Raw genomic sequence first — 16,269 nt, forward strand, 5'->3', positions numbered from 1 at the left:
GGTGGCGGCGGGCGCGCCGGCGTCGGCCGCATGGGCGAACCCCGCGGCGAGCGCCGCGGCACTGACGCTCAACGAAGCCGCAACGCGCGCGAGGCGGTGCAGGCCGTTACTGCGCACGGCTGGCCTCGCCGTTGCGGGCGGCACCGTTCCACGGCGCGATCTTGAACAGCAGCAGCATGCCGGGAATCGCGAGCGCGGTGCACACGATGAAGTAGTCGAACCAGCCGATCTTCGCGACGATGAAGCCGCTCGCGGCCGATGCGAGCGTGCGCGGCACCGACGCGAGGCTCGTAAACAGCGCGAACTGCGTGGCCGTATAGCGCGGGTCGGTCGTGCTCGCGATGTACGCGACGAACGCGGCCATCGTCAGGCCGGTGGTGAACGTTTCGACGCCGTAGACGAGCGCGAGCGCGACCGTCATCGGGCTGAACTGCGGCGTGACGGCGATGCCGAACACCGACAGCACCGACGCGATGGCATGGCTCGTCGACACGGTGAAATCGTAGAGCACGGCGAGCACGGGCGAACCGGGGCCGAGCTGCGCGAGCCACGCGAAGCCGAGCGTCGACACCATCTGCAGCGCGCCGAAGATCCACAGCCCGCGGCCGATGCCGATCTTCACGAGCCAGACGCCGCCGATGATGCCGCCGGCGACGCTCGCGACGAGCGCGGTGGTTTTCGCGACGATGCCGATCTCGGTGCGCGAGAAGCCGATGTCGAGGAAGAACGACGTCGACAGCGTGGTGGCCATCGTGTCGCCGATCTTGAACAGGAAGATGAATGCGATGACGAGCAGTGCGCCGGCCCAGCCGTCGCGCTGGATGAATTCGCGGAACGGCAGCACGATCGCGTCGCGCAGGTTGCGCGGTGGCGCGCCGACCACTTCCGGCTCGCGTACGAACAGCGTCATCAGGATACCCGGCAGCATGAATGCGCCGGTGAGCGCGAACACGGCGTCCCACGGCATGTGGTCGGACAGGATCAGTGCCAGCGAGCCGGGGATCAGCGCGGCGAGCTTGTACGCGTTCACGTGTATCGCGTTGCCGAGGCCCTGCTCGGTATCGCGCAGCAACTCGCGGCGATAGGCGTCGATCACGATGTCGGCGCTTGCGCCGAAGAACGCGACGAGCGTGGTGAGCGCGGCCACCGTCCAGATCGAGTCGCGCGGCGACACGAAGCCGAGTGCGGCGATCGCGCCCGCGACCAGCAACTGGGTGAGCAGCAGCCAGCCGCGCCGGCGGCCCGGCCGCCAGCCGGGCAGGCGCGGGACGTAGCGGTCCATCAGCGGCGCCCACAGGAACTTCCACGTGTACGGGAACTGGATCAGCGCGAACAGGCCGATTTCCTTCAGGTTCACGCCCTCGGAGCGCAGCCATGCCTGCACGAGGTAGACGAGCGTGAAGAGGGGCAGACCGGACGTGAAGCCGAGGAACACGCAGATCAGCATGTGCGTGTTCAGATAGGCTCGCCAGCCGGGGTGATCCTCGTGAGCGGTGAGTGCGGGCGCCTCGTGTGGCGTTTTCGACATGGACAGAAACTGGGTAGCGTTGACTGATTGCGGCGGCAGCGCAGGCGGCGGCGCGGGTCGCGCAGGGGCACGGCCGCACGTGCGTGCAGGCCGTCTGCGTTCGTCAACGGCCCCCCGGCTCAGCTGCGCTTGACGCGATAGACAGCAAGACTACCACGCCAGTTCGCTCCCCATCGAATCGGTTGGCCTTCGTGCAGCACCACGCGGTCGAGGATCGTCACGCCGACTTCGGGCGCGAGCGCCTCGAAATCCTCGATCGTCAGCACCCGGACGTTCGGCGTGTTGTGCCACTGGTAGGGCAGCGACTTCGACACCGGCATCCTGCCGTTCAGCACCGACAGCCGGTGCGGCCAGTAGCCGAAGTTCGGGAACGACACGATGCATTCGCGCCCGACCCGCGCGGTTTCGCGCAGGATCGCGGCCGTCTGGTGAATCGTCTGCAAAGTCTGCGACAGGATCGCGATGTCGAAGCTGTGATCCTCGAACAGGCGCAGGCCGTCTTCGAGGTTCTGCTGGATCACGTTGATGCCGTTCTTCGTGCTGGCGAGCACGCCGGCGTCGTTCAGTTCGATCCCGTAGCCGGTGACGTCCAGTTCTTCCATCAACAGCGACAGCAGCGAGCCGTCGCCGCAACCGAGGTCGAGCACCGTCGAGCGCGGTTCGACCCAGCGCGCGATCGTGCGGAAGTCCGCGCGCGCGGACAGGGAATTCAGCGCTTGCTGGTTCATGCACCCACCTCGTTGGCGATTCGTTCGTAATACGCGCGGATCAGGTTGTGATAGCGCGCGTCGTCGAGCAGGAACGCGTCGTGACCGTGCGGCGCATCGATTTCCGCGTAGCTGACCGTGCGCTTGTTGTCGAGCAGTGCCTTCACGATCTCGCGCGAGCGGGCCGGCGCGAAACGCCAGTCGGTCGAGAAGCTCGCAATCAGGTATTTCGCCTGCGTTTGAGCGAGCGCGGCCGTCAGGTTGCCGTCGAACGCCTTGGCCGGGTCGAAGTAGTCGAGCGCGCGCGTGATCAGCAGGTAGGTGTTCGCGTCGAAGTAGTCGGCGAACTTGTCGCCTTGGTAGCGCAGGTACGACTCGACCTCGAATTCGACGTCGAAGCTGAAGTTGTACGCGTCGAGTGCGCCGTCGGCGCGGCGCAGCGCACGGCCGAATTTCTCGGCCATGTCGTCGTCGGACAGGTACGTGATGTGGCCGATCATCCGCGCGACGCGCAGGCCGCGCTTCGGCTTCACGCCGTGCGCGTAGTAGTCGCCGCCGTGGAAATCGGGATCGGACAGGATCGCCGAGCGCGCGACCTCGTTGAACGCGATGTTCTGCGCGGACAGCTTCGGTGTCGACGCAATGTCGATGCAGTGCGCGACGCGCTCCGGATACATCAGGCTCCATGCGAGCGCCTGCATCCCGCCGAGGCTGCCGCCCATCACCGCGGCGAAGCGCTCGATGCCGAAGGCATCCGCGACGCGCGCCTGCGCGTGCACCCAGTCCTCGACGGTGACGACCGGAAAGCTCGCGCCGTACGGCTTGCCGGTCGACGGGTCGACGCTCATCGGGCCGGTCGAGCCGAAGCACGAGCCGAGGTTGTTCACGCCGATCACGAAGAAGCGGTTGGTGTCGAGCGGCTTGCCGGGGCCGACCATGTTGTCCCACCAGCCGGTGCTGCGCGGATCGTCCGCATAGACGCCGGCGACGTGGTGCGACGCGTTGAGCGCGTGGCAGACGAGCACCGCGTTCGAGCGCGCGGCGTTGAGTTCGCCGTACGTCTCGACGACGAGCTGATAGTTGCCGATCACGCTGCCGCTTTGCAAGCGCAGCGGTTCGGCGAAGTGCATGGTCTGTGGAGCGACGATGCCGATCGATTCCATTCGTTCCGCCTTATGACTGGGCAGCTAAATGGTGTCGGCGATGCGCGGAGTCGGAGATGCGCGGCTGACGACCTCTTTAGCCGCATTTGTAGTGAACCGCCGGGACAAAGACAACATCAATGCCCCGGCCGGTTCGCGCGCCCGCAATCGAGTCAGCAAATCGGCGCGTTTCCGGCTGCCGCCCGAGGGGCAACAGTCGGCAAAGTATAGCGGAAATTGCGGGAGGCCGATTCCGGCGCGCCGAGTGAGCCGACGCGGGTCGGCCCCGGAGCCCGGGCCGACCCGCCGCCATCGTGGCCGCCGTGCAGCGTCACCAGCGGTACTTCGCCGCGAATTCGCCCTTGACTACCGCGTAGTCGGACAGATTCGCGTCGATGCCGAGGCTGGCCGATACCGCGAAGCGCTTCGACAACTGCCCCGTCGCGCCGACCCGGAACGCGGCGCGGTCGCGCGGTACGCTGAACGAGAACGTGTTGCCGTCGAGCGCCAGCGACCGCGAGCCGGGGCCATGCCACCAGTTGGCCTCGATAAACGGCCGCAGTTCGCGTCCGGACGGCATCTCGGTCACGCCGTGCACGCGCACGCCAACGCGGGTCAGCACGTCGGTCGAGCCCTGGCCGTCGAGACGGCCGCCGGGTGCGACGTGTGCGTCCGCACGGTAATCGGACACGACGAGCTGTACTTCCGGCTCGACGAAGAAACGCGTGTCGCCGCGCTCGTAGAACTGGAACGAATGGCCGGTCTCGATCGAGCCCGTGACGGTGCGGGACCGGTACGAGTCGGCAGCGAGGCTGCCGCCAACGGTGTTCGCGTAAGCGCCGTACATGAACCACGCGTCGACATACGGGCCGGACAGGATGTCACGGCTTCCGTACCAGGTGCCGTACAGGCCGACGTTGTAGCCGGACACGCTGCCGCGTGCCGTGGCGTCCGTGATCCGCTGCTCGATCGCGTTCCACAGCGGGCGCGTCGACCAGCTCGTCTGGCTGCCGTACATGCCCATCGCGCCGATCCGGATACTGCCGCTGCGACCATCGTCGAAACGGAGCAGGTCGGCGCCCGCGTGAAGCAGGCGGCCGTTGCCTGACACGCTGCGCGCGCCGCCGGACATCGACGTGAACTGGCCCTCGGCACGCATCCAGACGGCGCCGTCGAGGGTGCCCGGCGCAGCGCCCGCGGTGCGCAGCGAGCGGTCCTCGCGCTGATGCAGCGTGTGGATGACCATCATCGAAGCAGCATCCGCGTTCGCCAAGTAGGCATCAGGCTCCGGTGCGGCGGTGCGAACCGGCGGCGGAAGGGTCGTTTCGGGGCCGACGGGCGGGTCGGGATCGACAGGGCCGGGCGGTGTCGGCGGTTCGGGCTTTGCTGCGGAGACGAGATACCAGTCGTCCGCACTGCCGTGATGGCCGCCGCGCGCGAGCATGTAGTCGTAACCGCCGGCGGATAACGTGCCGAAACCGTGCCGATAGCCGTCCGATGCAGCGTCGAGCGTGAATGCCGTGGCATCCGTCGTGCCGCCGTTGCGGGTTTCGACGATCGGTATGCCGATCGTCGTTTGCGCGCCTTCGCCGCCTGAGTGCTTCACGATGATGCCTGTGTTGCCCGACGCGCGCCCGCCGTCGATGACGAGCCTGTCAGTGGGGGACGCATCGTCGAGCAGCGTCGTGTGGATCAGCAGCTTGCCGTTGCGGGCCGCATAGTCGCCGTTGACGACGAGCGTGCGCGGCGCGCCGGCGTCCGGTGCCGCGAATGCGATGGTCGAATCGTTCAGCACGACGGATCCGACCGTCGAATCGCGGGTGACCGTCCACTGGCTGCCGGTGTCGAGCGATAGTGCGCGAACCGCATCGGTCGCGCCGATCCAGCTCGATGCGCCGGAGAGTGCGACGTCGGTGACCGGCGGTGTCGGGTTGCCGTTGTCGTCCGGTACGTTCACGATGTCGCCTTCGGCTTGGGCACCTGTGTCGAGCGACAGCCGAACCGGCTCGCCGGACTGCTCGCGGACCGACAGCAGCGTACCGTTGCCGCCGGCGGCGCGCGCGCCGTTTCGCAGCGACACGACGCCACCGCCGGATGCATCGATGGCGCTGCCTCGTTCGCTGACAAGCGAGCCGCCGTCGACGTTCAATGTGCCGCCGTAAACGCCGGCGGCGGCGGCCTCGCTACCGGTCGTGCGCCCGTTCGCGCGGATCAGGTCGATCGTTCCGCCGGCACTGGCATAGACCGCGGTGGCACCGGCGCCGTGTGTTTTGACAGTCATGTCTTCCAGCGTGGCACGGGAACCGTTGCCGCTCGACAGCACGCCGTATGCGCGCTCGCCGTGCGTATCGATGCCGCCGCCTTTCATCGCGACCCGGCCGCCGAGCCGCGCGATCGCACCGATCGAGCGCTTGCCGGTTGTCGTGACGAATGTGTCGCTTGCCTGCACGACCGGGACGGCGGTGTATTCCTTCGACGCATACAGCCCGTGCGCGCTTTCACCGTGCGTGACGACACGCGTGCGGGCGAGGTCGACGTTGCCCTCGCGCGTGTCGACGCCGAGCGCGGCATAACCGTCGGTTTCCAGGTGCGAATCGATGAACGTGGCGGTCGAGGCGCCGGGCATGTACAGCGCCGATGCAAAGTCGCCGGCCGTACGGACGGTGGTGCGCTCCAAAGCCGCGCGGATGTCGTCGTAGTTGAGGGAGATGCCGTAGGCAAACAGGCCGCTCGTGCGGATCAGCGTGTCGGCGACGCCGACCGCGGCGCCGGGCGCGAAATTGACGGTAATGCCGGATGCCTCCTTTCCGCGCGTCACGATCACGCTGTCGGTGATGTCGAACCGGCTGGCGGTGCCGTCGATGCTGGCACCGTGTGCGTAGTCGGCATCCGTATCGATGGAGACGCGCTTGGCCAGTGCGCTGCCGCCGTAGCGCACGTCGATGCCGGCACTGGAGCCGCCGCGCGTCCGGATTTCCGTGTCGAGCAACTCGACGCGTGAGCCGCTGCCCCACGCGGCAGCACCTGCTGCGACGTTGCCGGACGAGAACACGCGCGTCTTGCCGCTGGTGGTGAGCGTGCCGCCGTTGACGGCCGACAGGACCGCTTCTCCGGAGCGACTCGTCAAATACTCGCCGGGGACGACCTCGAGCGTGATGCCGTCCGCCTGTTGTGCGCCGCCGTCGGCCTGCGCCGTGAACGGCCACGGTAATGCTGCGCCGACGAGCAGCGCGGAACGGGCGAGATACCACCTGCTGCCCGATCGGATAAAGGGGAACCTGCGAGACATTTGTTTTCCTCGATTTGACTTGATTGAGGTAAAAATAACTTCATGCCACGGAATGCGAAATTGGACGAGTTCGAATTTCGAAGAAGGTGTCGGACAGGCAGCGAGAACCGTTTGGGCGACATTTCGCGAGGCATCGATGCGTTCGGTGCGGGCGCACACGTACGCGCTCTTGCGATGAGAGGGATGGTGGCGATCGATGCGTCCGCTGCTATTTCGCGGGCCTGGATTCGGAGGGAGCCGTCGCGCGTGCCGGTCGGATTGCTCGACGGGGTGTCGAGCGCGAGCGTGGCGGGCGCTCGCCGCGGCAAGTCTCCGCAACGGCGGTGAACCGTTGCGGAGACTTGCGCGCGGCGCGCGCCGTATCGCCGGTTATTGATACATGATCGAGTACATCACGGACGTAATCACCGTGCCTTGACCGGCGGCGCCGCCCGTTGCGACGTATTGCGCGTAGTACGGCAGTTCAGCGGCGCCGTTCGACAGCGCGACCGCCTTCGCATTTTCATCCGCCTTGCCGACCCCGATGTTGCCCGTATCGCCATTGAGCAGGCCGACTTCGACGTTCTTGGCCGTACCCGACGCGTTGAGCAGCTGGCCGGTCGTCGAGTTGACCGTCGCACCCGCCTCGAAGTGCGTATAGACGTTGCCCGTAGCCGGCGAGCAGTTCTTCAGGCCGATCTTGAACGGCGTGCGGCCGGCCGTTGCGCCGCCGGTCGGGAGCGCGGACGTCGACACCTTCGGCAGCGCAACGGTGAAGTCCTTGGCGCCGGTCCCGTTGCCGTCGATCGTGCACGTCTGCGTACCGATCTTGCCGTTGATCGTGATGGTGCCGTCCGCGGCGTGCGAAACGGCCGGCAGTGCTGCTGCGGCAGCGATGGTGAGTGCAGCGATGCTGGAGAATGCGAGCTTCATGTCGTTTCCTTGAATAACACTAGGTTTTAAAGCGGACTTCGCCGTCGTGTCGCCCGCGTACCTTGATTGGCCGTGGGAGCACGCGACGTCATCCGACAGGGTTCTTCCGTCGCAGTCATATAGGACTGCAAATCAGAAGACTGTTTCGGCCATCCGCTGAACGGTGGCCATCGGAGATCCCGGGCGCTCGGATCGAGCTGCGGCGGGACCTGTCGAATCACTACGAGTTCGTGTGCGGCGGGCTTACTGATAGCTCATCGTGAACGTCGCGACGCCCTTGACCTTGCCCGCGGATACGGCACCCGTCGCGACGTACTGCGCGGTCAGCGGAATGCTGGTCGTCGATGCCGACGGACCGACAAGCCACTGATTCGTGTTGTTGAGCTGTGCCGAATCGGGGCCGTAGCCGACCGGCTGGCCGTTTCTCAGGATGCGCAGCTTCACGCCCTTGGCGGTCGAGTCTTGCGTCAACGTAAGCTGATTGCTCGTATTGCCGTTATCGGACAGGTCGGTCAGCGTGACATAGACGTTCGACCCCGCCTTGCAGGACAAGCCGATATCGAACCCCGTGTCGCCGGCAGTCGCGCCCGAGGTCGGCAACTTGGATGTCGGGATCGGCGGCAGGCTCACGGGAATGTTGGTGTTGGGAATCGTGCAGGTCTGCGGCCTGATTTTTGCCTTGGTGACCTTGTTGTCAAAGACCCATTTGAATGCACCATCTCTGGGCCAGCACAGGCCGGTTGGCAGCGTGCATCCATTATTGACAGCCATAATATGTGCAAACGCGTATTGATGAGACCCGGTGAGTTGCTGCGGGAGGTTGTATACCAAGTCGTTCAGCTTGATCAATTCCGACTTGATTCTAATCATGCCGCTGCTGGGTGCGCTCGAGGTGGGCGGACCCCATTCTGCATAGTTGTTGTCGATGTAACCGGTTATGACTTTTCCTGTTTCGAGATTGGTGAGTCGAAAGCCGACCGAGCGAACAAAATCGGATGTTCCATTCTTGTAGGCAATAACGCCAGGAAACTGCGTTTCCTTGAAGGCGATGGTTTCCTGGTTCGAGACTACGAACCTGAACCCCCCGCCGCCTTCGATATTGGCAGGGCAGCTATAAGGCAAGTTGATTGTCGCCGTTGAGATAACGGACCCGTCAGGCGCATTGGGCGGGATGATCATCTCCGGGTGAATCATCAGATAGCGCCCGGTGCCGTTCGGGCTGCCGCCGCTCGAGCATGTGGACAAAGCGGCGCTTGCAGAGGAGCACAATCCTGCCCACGACACGAGCATGATGAAAATTGATTTCGTAAATGGTTTCATTTTGTGTGATGTCGTATTTTGCGAAATGGCATGTCGAGTTTCTATTGCGAGCCTGATCTCGTCATTGATATTGGCTCGCCGCGGGCGCCACGAGCGACGGCGATTGCGCGTGGTTTTCCGCACGTGTCGTCTCGACAGTCGAATCAGGCTGTTTCGAGTTCAGGCGCGGGCCGTAATCGCAAGTCGATTCGATACGGGTGTAAATGTCGTGCTTGCTCGTCTGCACCGGCAGTCGATATGAAAACGTGCACGATTCCGTCGATCGATCGCCCCATTTCACGGTGAGAGCATCCGTCTCTTTCAGACCGCGGGCGAACAGCATCCCGCCCTGTCCGGCCGTCCCGACGGTGTTGCCTGCCGCGTCGACCACGGTGCTCCCGAACGGCACGGGTGCGCCATTCGGCTGATGTACCGACAGCAGCACGGCGCGGCCCTTGACCGTCTCGAACTTCACCTTCACCACCGAATTCGCGCGCGGCGCGATTCGCTGGCTCGTCGTCAGCATCTCGACGTCCAGCGGGATGCCCTTCGGATCGAGTTCGATCGAGTTCATCTTGTACGGCGTCAGATACGGGATCACCGCGTAGCCGCGCCGATCGATCCGGACGTCCGTGCCGTTCATGATTTGTGCGCCGACGGCGTCCTTCGCCTCGACGATCGCTGAGGTTTCGCCAAGATCGTTGGCAAGCGTGAGGCCGCCTGCATGACCGACGATCGCACCTGACACGCCGGCGGACACGCTCGAGTAGCCCTTGCCGCCGCTCGCACTGCCGGAGAGCGTCACGAGCGGGCTGCGATACTGCGCATTGCCGCCGCCAGACGTCGAGCCGGCGCCCGTATTGACGTTCACGCCGTACGAGAACGCGTTGGACTGGCCGACCGAGCCGGTCAGCGCCATTTGTCCCGTCGTGCCGCCCTGGTTGTCTCGCGCGACGCTCGCACTCAGTGTCGGTGCGTATGAGCGACGGCCGAGCGGAACCGTCACGTTCGCGTATACCTGGTTGCTCAGTTGCCCCGTATACCCGTCGCGTTGCCGTGAAAGCGACAGGTTGTAGCTCAGATTGACACCGGCGAAGCGCAGGTTGTTGTTGTAGCCGAACTGGAACTGCGTCGTCGTGCCCTGCCGATTCCAGTAACTTACCGTCGATCCCACCGCGTACAGGCTGCCGCGTCCCTCGCCAAGCGCCTGGTTCAGCGTCAACTGGAACTGGTTGCGCTGCCGGTACACGTTGTTCGGATCCGAGCCTGCCGCGGCCAGCTCGCGGGCGTACGTCGCGTCGCGCAGGGTCCAGTAGCCACGCGACGAGTAGCGATACGCGGCGACGGCGATGTTCGTGCCGGTTTCCTCGATGGATTTGCTGTAGCTCACGCGGACGCTTTGGCCGCTCGTCGCCGATACGCCGGGAATGCGCGCGCTCGCATGCGTGACGTCCACGGCGAGCGCGCCGATCCGCGTGTTGAACGCTGCACCGACCAGGCCGGCCAGATAGTTTTCCGCGGCGATTGCCCCGACATAGCCCGTTATCAGGTTATTGATGCCGCGCTGGTACGTGGCCTGCGCAACACTCGGGTGGCGATCGAACTGCGCCTCGCGCAGTTGGCCCAATGCGAACCCGAAGCGCGAGATGCCTGGGCGCAGGGATTGCACGACCGCCGCATAAGGCACCGTGAAGCTGTGTTTCTGACCGTCCGCCTCGGTGACGGTGACGAGCAGATTGCCGCCGTAGCCCGTCGGATACAGGTCGTTGATTTCGAACGGCCCCGGTGCGACGTTCGTTTCGTACAACACGGCGCTGTTTTGCGTGACGCTGACGTGCGCGTTGCTCGTCGCGATGCCGCGAATCACCGGCGCATAGCCGCGCATCGAGTCGGGGAGCATCCGGTCGTCGGACTCGAGCGTGATGCCGCGCAGGCCCACGCTGTCGAACAGCGTGCCGTCGGTATAGGTCTCGCCGATCTTCAACTGGCTGCGCCATGCCGGCAGGTCGCGCTGTACGTAGGTATTGAGGCTCTGGTAGCGGTTGTCGCCCTGCGATTGCGCGCTATAGCTGCCGCTGTGCCGGAAATGCCAGTTTCCGATGTTCACGCCCGCGTTCAACCCGACGAAAGCCTGCGTGCTTTCCGTGCCCGACGAGAAATTGCGGAAGGCGTTCGCGTTGTACTTGAGCGTCGCGCTCGGCACGCCGCTGTCCCACAGCGCCGGGCTCACGTAGCCGCGCGGATTGCGCATCAGCACCGCTTGCGGAATGCTGACGTTGAAACGCAGGTCCGACATGTCGAATTCGTACGTCGCGTCGGCAGCCAGCTTGTCGATGTCCGTGCACTCGCCGGCCTGTATCCGTACAAGTTCGGCGCGCGCGGCGTCGGTCAGTGCGGTGTCATCGAGGCCGAGCCGGCTCACGAGGTCCCGATCGAAGCATGGCGTCGCGTTCCGCGCGCCGGCCTTCGTGCTGAAGCGCACGGTGGATTTGCCGTTCCACGTCCCGTTGACGTAGATGTCCACCAGATAGTCGCCTGCCGCGACCGGATTGCCTTGCGCAAACTGTTCGAGGTCGAGCCGCTGCCCGCGCGGCTTCATCATCAGCGTGTCGTCAAAGTGGACCTGGGCCACCTGGACGCGATCGGCGGACGCGGTCGATGCGTCGGCGGCGAATCCATCGGCAGTCCAGCCGCCGAGCGCCGCCATCATGAACAGATAGCTCGGCTTGAGCGTGAAACCCGGCAGGGTTTCCTGTGGCTGAATGTGATGATTCGCTTGCATGAATTAAATGGATTAGTGAATACAATTCATGGTTGAAACGACGCCGCACCGGCGCCAGTGCGGTTGCCGCACGCCGCTCAGAGACTGCGTTGATTCAGGAAGGTCGGCGGCGCGTCAGTGCGCGGCTTTCGGTGCGTACTTGCCTTCGATGCCTGCGCCGTAATCGTTGAGGAACGTGTAGTCGACCTCGAGTGGTGCGGCGGGTAGTGCCGACACGTGGCCGACGTCGAATTGCTCGGAAGCGCCGGGCTTGACCATGCCGCCCTTGTCGTTGGCCCACGTCGTGCCGCCGGACCTGACGGTCAGCTTGGTGAACGTGACGTGGTAAGGCGTGGGGTTCGTTGCCTGCAGCGCATAACCGCCGCCGGCCTTCGGCGCGAAATTCCAGGTCACCTTCTCGGCCGACTCGTCCGCCACGCCCTGCAGTGCAGCGGGACGGAAGAACAGCTTGATGCGCGAACGGAACGCGAGCTGCAGCAGGTTCGGCGCATCCGGATCGTTGGTCGCCTGCGGCGGGACGTCGAGTACGTTGAGCCAGTACAGCGTCTCCTTGTCCTGCGCGAGCGGCTCCTTCGAGTAGATCAGCCGAAGGCTTTGCCCCTTGTTCGGATCGAGGCGGAACAGCGGCGGCGTCAGCATGAAGGGCACCTTCGAGTCGTCCGGCAGCGCGTTGGCGTTGCCGTCGTCGATCCAGGCCTGCACGAGGGACGGCCGGTCGCCATCGTTGGTCAGTTTCACCGTGACCTCGCGCTCCTTCTCCTGATAGACGACGCGCGTCGAGTTGATCACCACGCTTGCGTCGGCTGCGCCGGCGCTGGACAGCGAAGCAACCAGCACGGCGGCACTCACGCTCGAGCGCCAGTTCGTTGGCATTTCCATCACCGAATTTCCCTTGTAGATAAACAGATGCGCGTTACCGGCCCGGCGCGGCCCGCGCCGTACCTGCTGCACGAACGCGGGCCGTGGACGCGGATTACTGATACGACACGGAATACATCACCGACGTACCGACCGTGCCTGCGCCGGCGGCGCCGCCGGTCGCGACGTATTGCGCGTAGTAGTCGAGCGTTGCCGCCCCACCCGCGATCGGCACCGTCTGCGAGTTCTGTCCCGCCTGGGCCACGCCGAGCTTGATGTTCGAGCCATCCTTGTTCAGCAGGCCGACTTCGACGTTCTTTGCATCACCCGTGGCGTTGAACAGCTGCCCCGTCTGCGGGTTGACGGTCGTGCCCGGCTCGAAATACACCGACGCGTTGCCCGAGTTCGGCGAGCAGTTGGACAGCGCGATGCGGAACGGCTTGCGGCCCGCCGTCGAACCCGGTGCGGACAGTGCCGAAGTCGCCACGGTGGGCAGCGTGACGGTGAAATCCTTGCCGCCGCCGTCACCCGAGATCGTGCAGGTCTGGGCGGTGATTTCGCCGGTGATCGTGATCGTGCCGTCGGCCGCGTGGGCTGCCGACGCGGCAGCGAAGAGACCTGCTGCTGCCAGCAAGGTGGAAAGTGCTTTCTTGGACATTGAAGTACCTGTTGGTGTTGGTCTTGCGTCGAAAATGGACGCACGGACGTTTCGCTCAAACTGTTTGCCGACGCGGCGAAGACTTGCGGGCAACAGATGCGTGAAACAGGTGACATTGTTTCCATGAAGGGGAATTGAAAGAATTGGACGATTACGAAAGGAGCGAAAAAAATCGTTAAGTCATGTCCTAAATTTCTTTAAAGACAGACAAATGCCGCTGCAGCGGCGCCAAGCGTTACGGAGATTTGACTTTTGTGGATCGCTGCGCGTCAGACGTGCCGCGGAAGCTGTCGGGCATCAAAGGCGCCTTTAGGGAGACGATTCGGCATCTGCCCGACGGGCCGCCAAATGAGAAGGACTACAGATTATTGTGGCGGTGTGCGATGGCCTGCGGCTACGCCAGGATTGCCGACGGGCCACGACGGCGCTCCCCGCCGATGCCCCTGTCCGTTCGCTCGTGTGGCCGGGCGGTCAGGCGGGTTGTGTGTACGTCGGTCGGTCGAAACGGGGATGGCGGGGCCTGGCGGCGGAGAGGCCGCGCAATCGGTACCGCCGCGCCTGCGTCACTGCAGGATCAGCCGCAAATGCGGATCGGCCTGTTCGCCGGGCGATTTCTGGAACCCGCCTTTCGCGAAGCGGTGCCACCGGCCTATCACGTAACTGACGAGCAGGCTCGCGCGGGCCGCGGGATCGTAGTCGGCCGGCAGCGCGAACGGCGCCGTGCCGTCGGGCGCGACCGCCTCCGTGCGCGCAACCCGCAGACATTGCTTGACGGTCGACTCGATGCGGTCGAGCAACTGGTTCACGCGCTCGGTCAGCCGCTCGTCCTCGCCGACCAGCGCTTCGCCGGTCAGCACGCGCGTCATGCCGGGGTTCTTCGCGGCGAAGTTGAGCATCGTCAGCGCGATCGTGCGTGCCTGCTGCACGCCGTTCGGCTCCTTCGCGACGATCTGGTTGACGAGCCCGAACAGCGCCTGCTCGATGAACTCGATCAGCCCTTCGTACATCTTCGCCTTGCTGGCGAAGTGCCGGTACAGCGCGGCCTCCGACACGTCGAGCCGCGCCGCGAGCGCGGCGGTCGTGATTTTCTCGGGCTTGGGGGCCTCGAGCATCGCCGCGAGCGTCTGCAGGATCATCACGCGGCGCTCGCCCGGTTTCGGGCGAGCGCGGGTGGGTGTGGCCTGGCTTTCCGTTACGGCTTGGTCCTGCGGGTAAGTCGGCTGCATTTCTGTCGCCCCGATCGTGTGCCCAGTCGGAGCGATTTTAGCGAACGAATGCGTTGATCGACATAGTGCGGGCGACCGGTGGTCGGCAAATGGCCAGGCAGGTGGCCGGTGATCCACACCGTACCGATGCCGAGACGCTTGTAGCGCTTCAGGTGGCCGCGCGTATCCTCGACGAGGATCGCGTCGGCCATGCGCGCGTTCGCGGCGCGCAGCGTCCGGCGCAGCATCGTGTGATCGGGCTTCGCGCGCCACGTGCGGCGGTCGCGCATGTGCTCGATCGCGATCACGCGCTCGAACAGCCGCTCGATGCGCAGCTCGCGCAGCACCGCGCGCGCGTAGTTCTCCGGCGCATTGGTCAGCACGAACTTGCGCCCGGGGAGCGCGGCGACGATGCGCGCCAGCCCGCGTTCGGCGCGCAGCATCGCGGGCAGGTCGGAAAACGTATGGACCGCGCGCAGGAAGTCGTGCGGGTCGATCGGATGATGGCGCGTGAGGCCGAGGAGCGCGGCGCCGTAGCGCTCGGTGTAGCCGTTGCGCAGGCGGTCGGCTTCGGCGCGCTCGACCTGCAGCGCGTCGATGATGTACTGCGTCATCGCGCGGTTGATCTCGGGAAAGATCGCGTGCGATGCGTGGTGCAGGGTGTTGTCGAGATCGAACAGCCACACCGGCGCGCCGGCGCGGGGCCGGCTGCGCGACACGCGCCGGCGCCGCAGCGGGGCCGGCAAGTCGGGTGTGGCGGTCTTGCTGCGTGGTCTCAATGCGAGCGGATCATCGTACCGAACGGCTGCTCGGTCAGGATTTCCAGCAGCACCGAGTGCTCGATCCGGCCGTCGACGATGTGCACCGACTTCACGCCGCTCTTCGCGGCATCGAGTGCCGACGAAATCTTCGGCAGCATGCCGCCGGAGATCGTGCCGTCTTCGAACAGCGCGTCGATCTCGCGCGCGGACAGGTCGGTCAGCAGGTTGCCGTCCTTGTCCATCACGCCCGGGATGTTGGTCATCATCAACAGCTTCTCGGCGTTCAGCACCGTGGCGAGCTTGCCCGCGACGAGGTCGGCGTTGATGTTGTACGACAGGCCATCCTCACCGAAGCCGATCGGCGAGATCACCGGGATGAATGCGTCGTCCTGCAGCGCCTTCACGACCGCCGGGTTGATCGCCTCGACTTCGCCGACCTGGCCGATGTCGATGTACTGGCCCGGGTTGTCGCGGTCCGGCATCAGCAGCTTGCGTGCGTGGATCAGGCCGCCGTCCTTGCCCGTCAGGCCCACCGCGTGGCCGCCGAAGTGGTTGATCAGCATCACGATGTCCTGCTGCACTTCGCCGCCGAGCACCCATTCGACGACTTCCATCGTCTCTTCGTCGGTGACACGCATGCCCTGGATGAAGGTACCGGCCTTGCCGATCTTCTTCAGTGCGTAATCGATCTGCGGACCGCCGCCGTGGACGATCACCGGATTGATGCCGACCAGCTTCAGCAGGATCACGTCGCGCGCGAAGCCTTGCTTGAGCCGCTCTTCCGTCATCGCGTTGCCGCCGTATTTGATGACCACGGTCTTGCCGTGGTAACGGCGGATGTACGGCAGCGCCTCGGCGAGGATTTCTGCTTTCAGCGTGGGGGCGATCTGCGAGAGGTCGATGGGCTCGGACATGGCGGCGGCTCTGGCTGGGAACGGTTGAAACACGGCGAATTGTACAGGAGTGGCGCAGCGCAGCATCGGGTTTTTGGGCGGGCCGGAACACCGCATCCGGCGGCGCGACCAGTGCGCCCAAGGCCGCGCACGCTGCCCAGGGCAAGGCGGGCACCAGCCAGTGGGTGACGAGCGCCACGACGACGGTGGTGAAGAGCACCGCACCAATCGCCAG

At 65.2% G+C, this 16,269-nt stretch carries 12 protein-coding genes; all 12 read right to left on the reverse strand.

From position 1 onward, the window contains the following. Positions 1-106: 106 nt before the first annotated feature. Complete coding sequence (locus G3N61_RS33600; protein WP_043184719.1) at positions 107-1,528, reverse strand: AmpG family muropeptide MFS transporter; 1,422 nt, start codon at positions 1,526-1,528, stop codon at positions 107-109. Between the two features lie 119 nt (positions 1,529-1,647). Beyond that, the gene (metW, locus tag G3N61_RS33605; RefSeq protein WP_043184718.1) at positions 1,648-2,256 is read right to left on the reverse strand and encodes a methionine biosynthesis protein MetW; all 609 of its coding nucleotides are present in this window, start codon (positions 2,254-2,256) and stop codon (positions 1,648-1,650) included. Further along, positions 2,253-3,398, reverse strand: coding sequence for a homoserine O-acetyltransferase (locus G3N61_RS33610; protein ID WP_205824525.1), 1,146 nt, complete (start codon positions 3,396-3,398; stop codon positions 2,253-2,255). The genes metW and G3N61_RS33610 overlap by 4 nt, the downstream gene beginning before the upstream one ends. Positions 3,399-3,708: 310 nt before the next feature. Next, on the reverse strand, positions 3,709-6,666 hold the full coding sequence (locus tag G3N61_RS33615) for an autotransporter outer membrane beta-barrel domain-containing protein (RefSeq protein WP_205824526.1): 2,958 nt from the start codon (positions 6,664-6,666) through the stop codon (positions 3,709-3,711). A 369-nt stretch (positions 6,667-7,035) separates the two neighbouring features. After that, positions 7,036-7,578 carry a fimbrial protein gene (locus G3N61_RS33620; protein ID WP_205824527.1) on the reverse strand — a complete coding sequence of 181 codons (543 nt, stop codon included), beginning with the start codon at positions 7,576-7,578 and terminating at the stop codon, positions 7,036-7,038. Positions 7,579-7,821: 243 nt separating this feature from the next. Next, positions 7,822-8,898 (reverse strand): fimbrial protein, encoded by a 1,077-nt coding sequence (locus tag G3N61_RS33625; RefSeq protein ID WP_205824528.1) that lies wholly within the window; start codon positions 8,896-8,898, stop codon positions 7,822-7,824. A gap of 61 nt (positions 8,899-8,959) precedes the next feature. Beyond that, positions 8,960-11,659 carry a fimbria/pilus outer membrane usher protein gene (locus G3N61_RS33630; protein WP_205824529.1) on the reverse strand — a complete coding sequence of 900 codons (2,700 nt, stop codon included), beginning with the start codon at positions 11,657-11,659 and terminating at the stop codon, positions 8,960-8,962. Positions 11,660-11,773: 114 nt separating this feature from the next. Next, complete coding sequence (locus G3N61_RS33635; protein ID WP_175046780.1) at positions 11,774-12,538, reverse strand: molecular chaperone; 765 nt, start codon at positions 12,536-12,538, stop codon at positions 11,774-11,776. Positions 12,539-12,632: 94 nt separating this feature from the next. After that, positions 12,633-13,175, reverse strand: a complete 543-nt coding sequence (locus G3N61_RS33640) for a fimbrial protein (RefSeq protein ID WP_205824530.1) — start codon at positions 13,173-13,175, stop codon at positions 12,633-12,635. Positions 13,176-13,738: 563 nt separating this feature from the next. Continuing rightward, positions 13,739-14,401: a nucleoid occlusion factor SlmA gene (gene slmA / locus G3N61_RS33645; protein WP_205824531.1), complete on the reverse strand. Its 663-nt coding sequence runs from the start codon at positions 14,399-14,401 to the stop codon at positions 13,739-13,741. Further along, positions 14,368-15,159 (reverse strand): pyrimidine 5'-nucleotidase, encoded by a 792-nt coding sequence (locus G3N61_RS33650; protein ID WP_205824532.1) that lies wholly within the window; start codon positions 15,157-15,159, stop codon positions 14,368-14,370. The genes slmA and G3N61_RS33650 overlap by 34 nt, the downstream gene beginning before the upstream one ends. Beyond that, a complete protein-coding gene (argB, locus tag G3N61_RS33655) occupies positions 15,156-16,055 on the reverse strand; it encodes an acetylglutamate kinase (RefSeq protein ID WP_089451433.1) in 900 nt (299 codons plus the stop codon). The genes G3N61_RS33650 and argB overlap by 4 nt, the downstream gene beginning before the upstream one ends. Between the last annotated feature and the right edge of the window lie 214 nt (positions 16,056-16,269).

Source organism: Burkholderia sp. Ac-20349, assembly GCF_017104865.1.
Lineage (GTDB): Bacteria > Pseudomonadota > Gammaproteobacteria > Burkholderiales > Burkholderiaceae > Burkholderia > Burkholderia aenigmatica.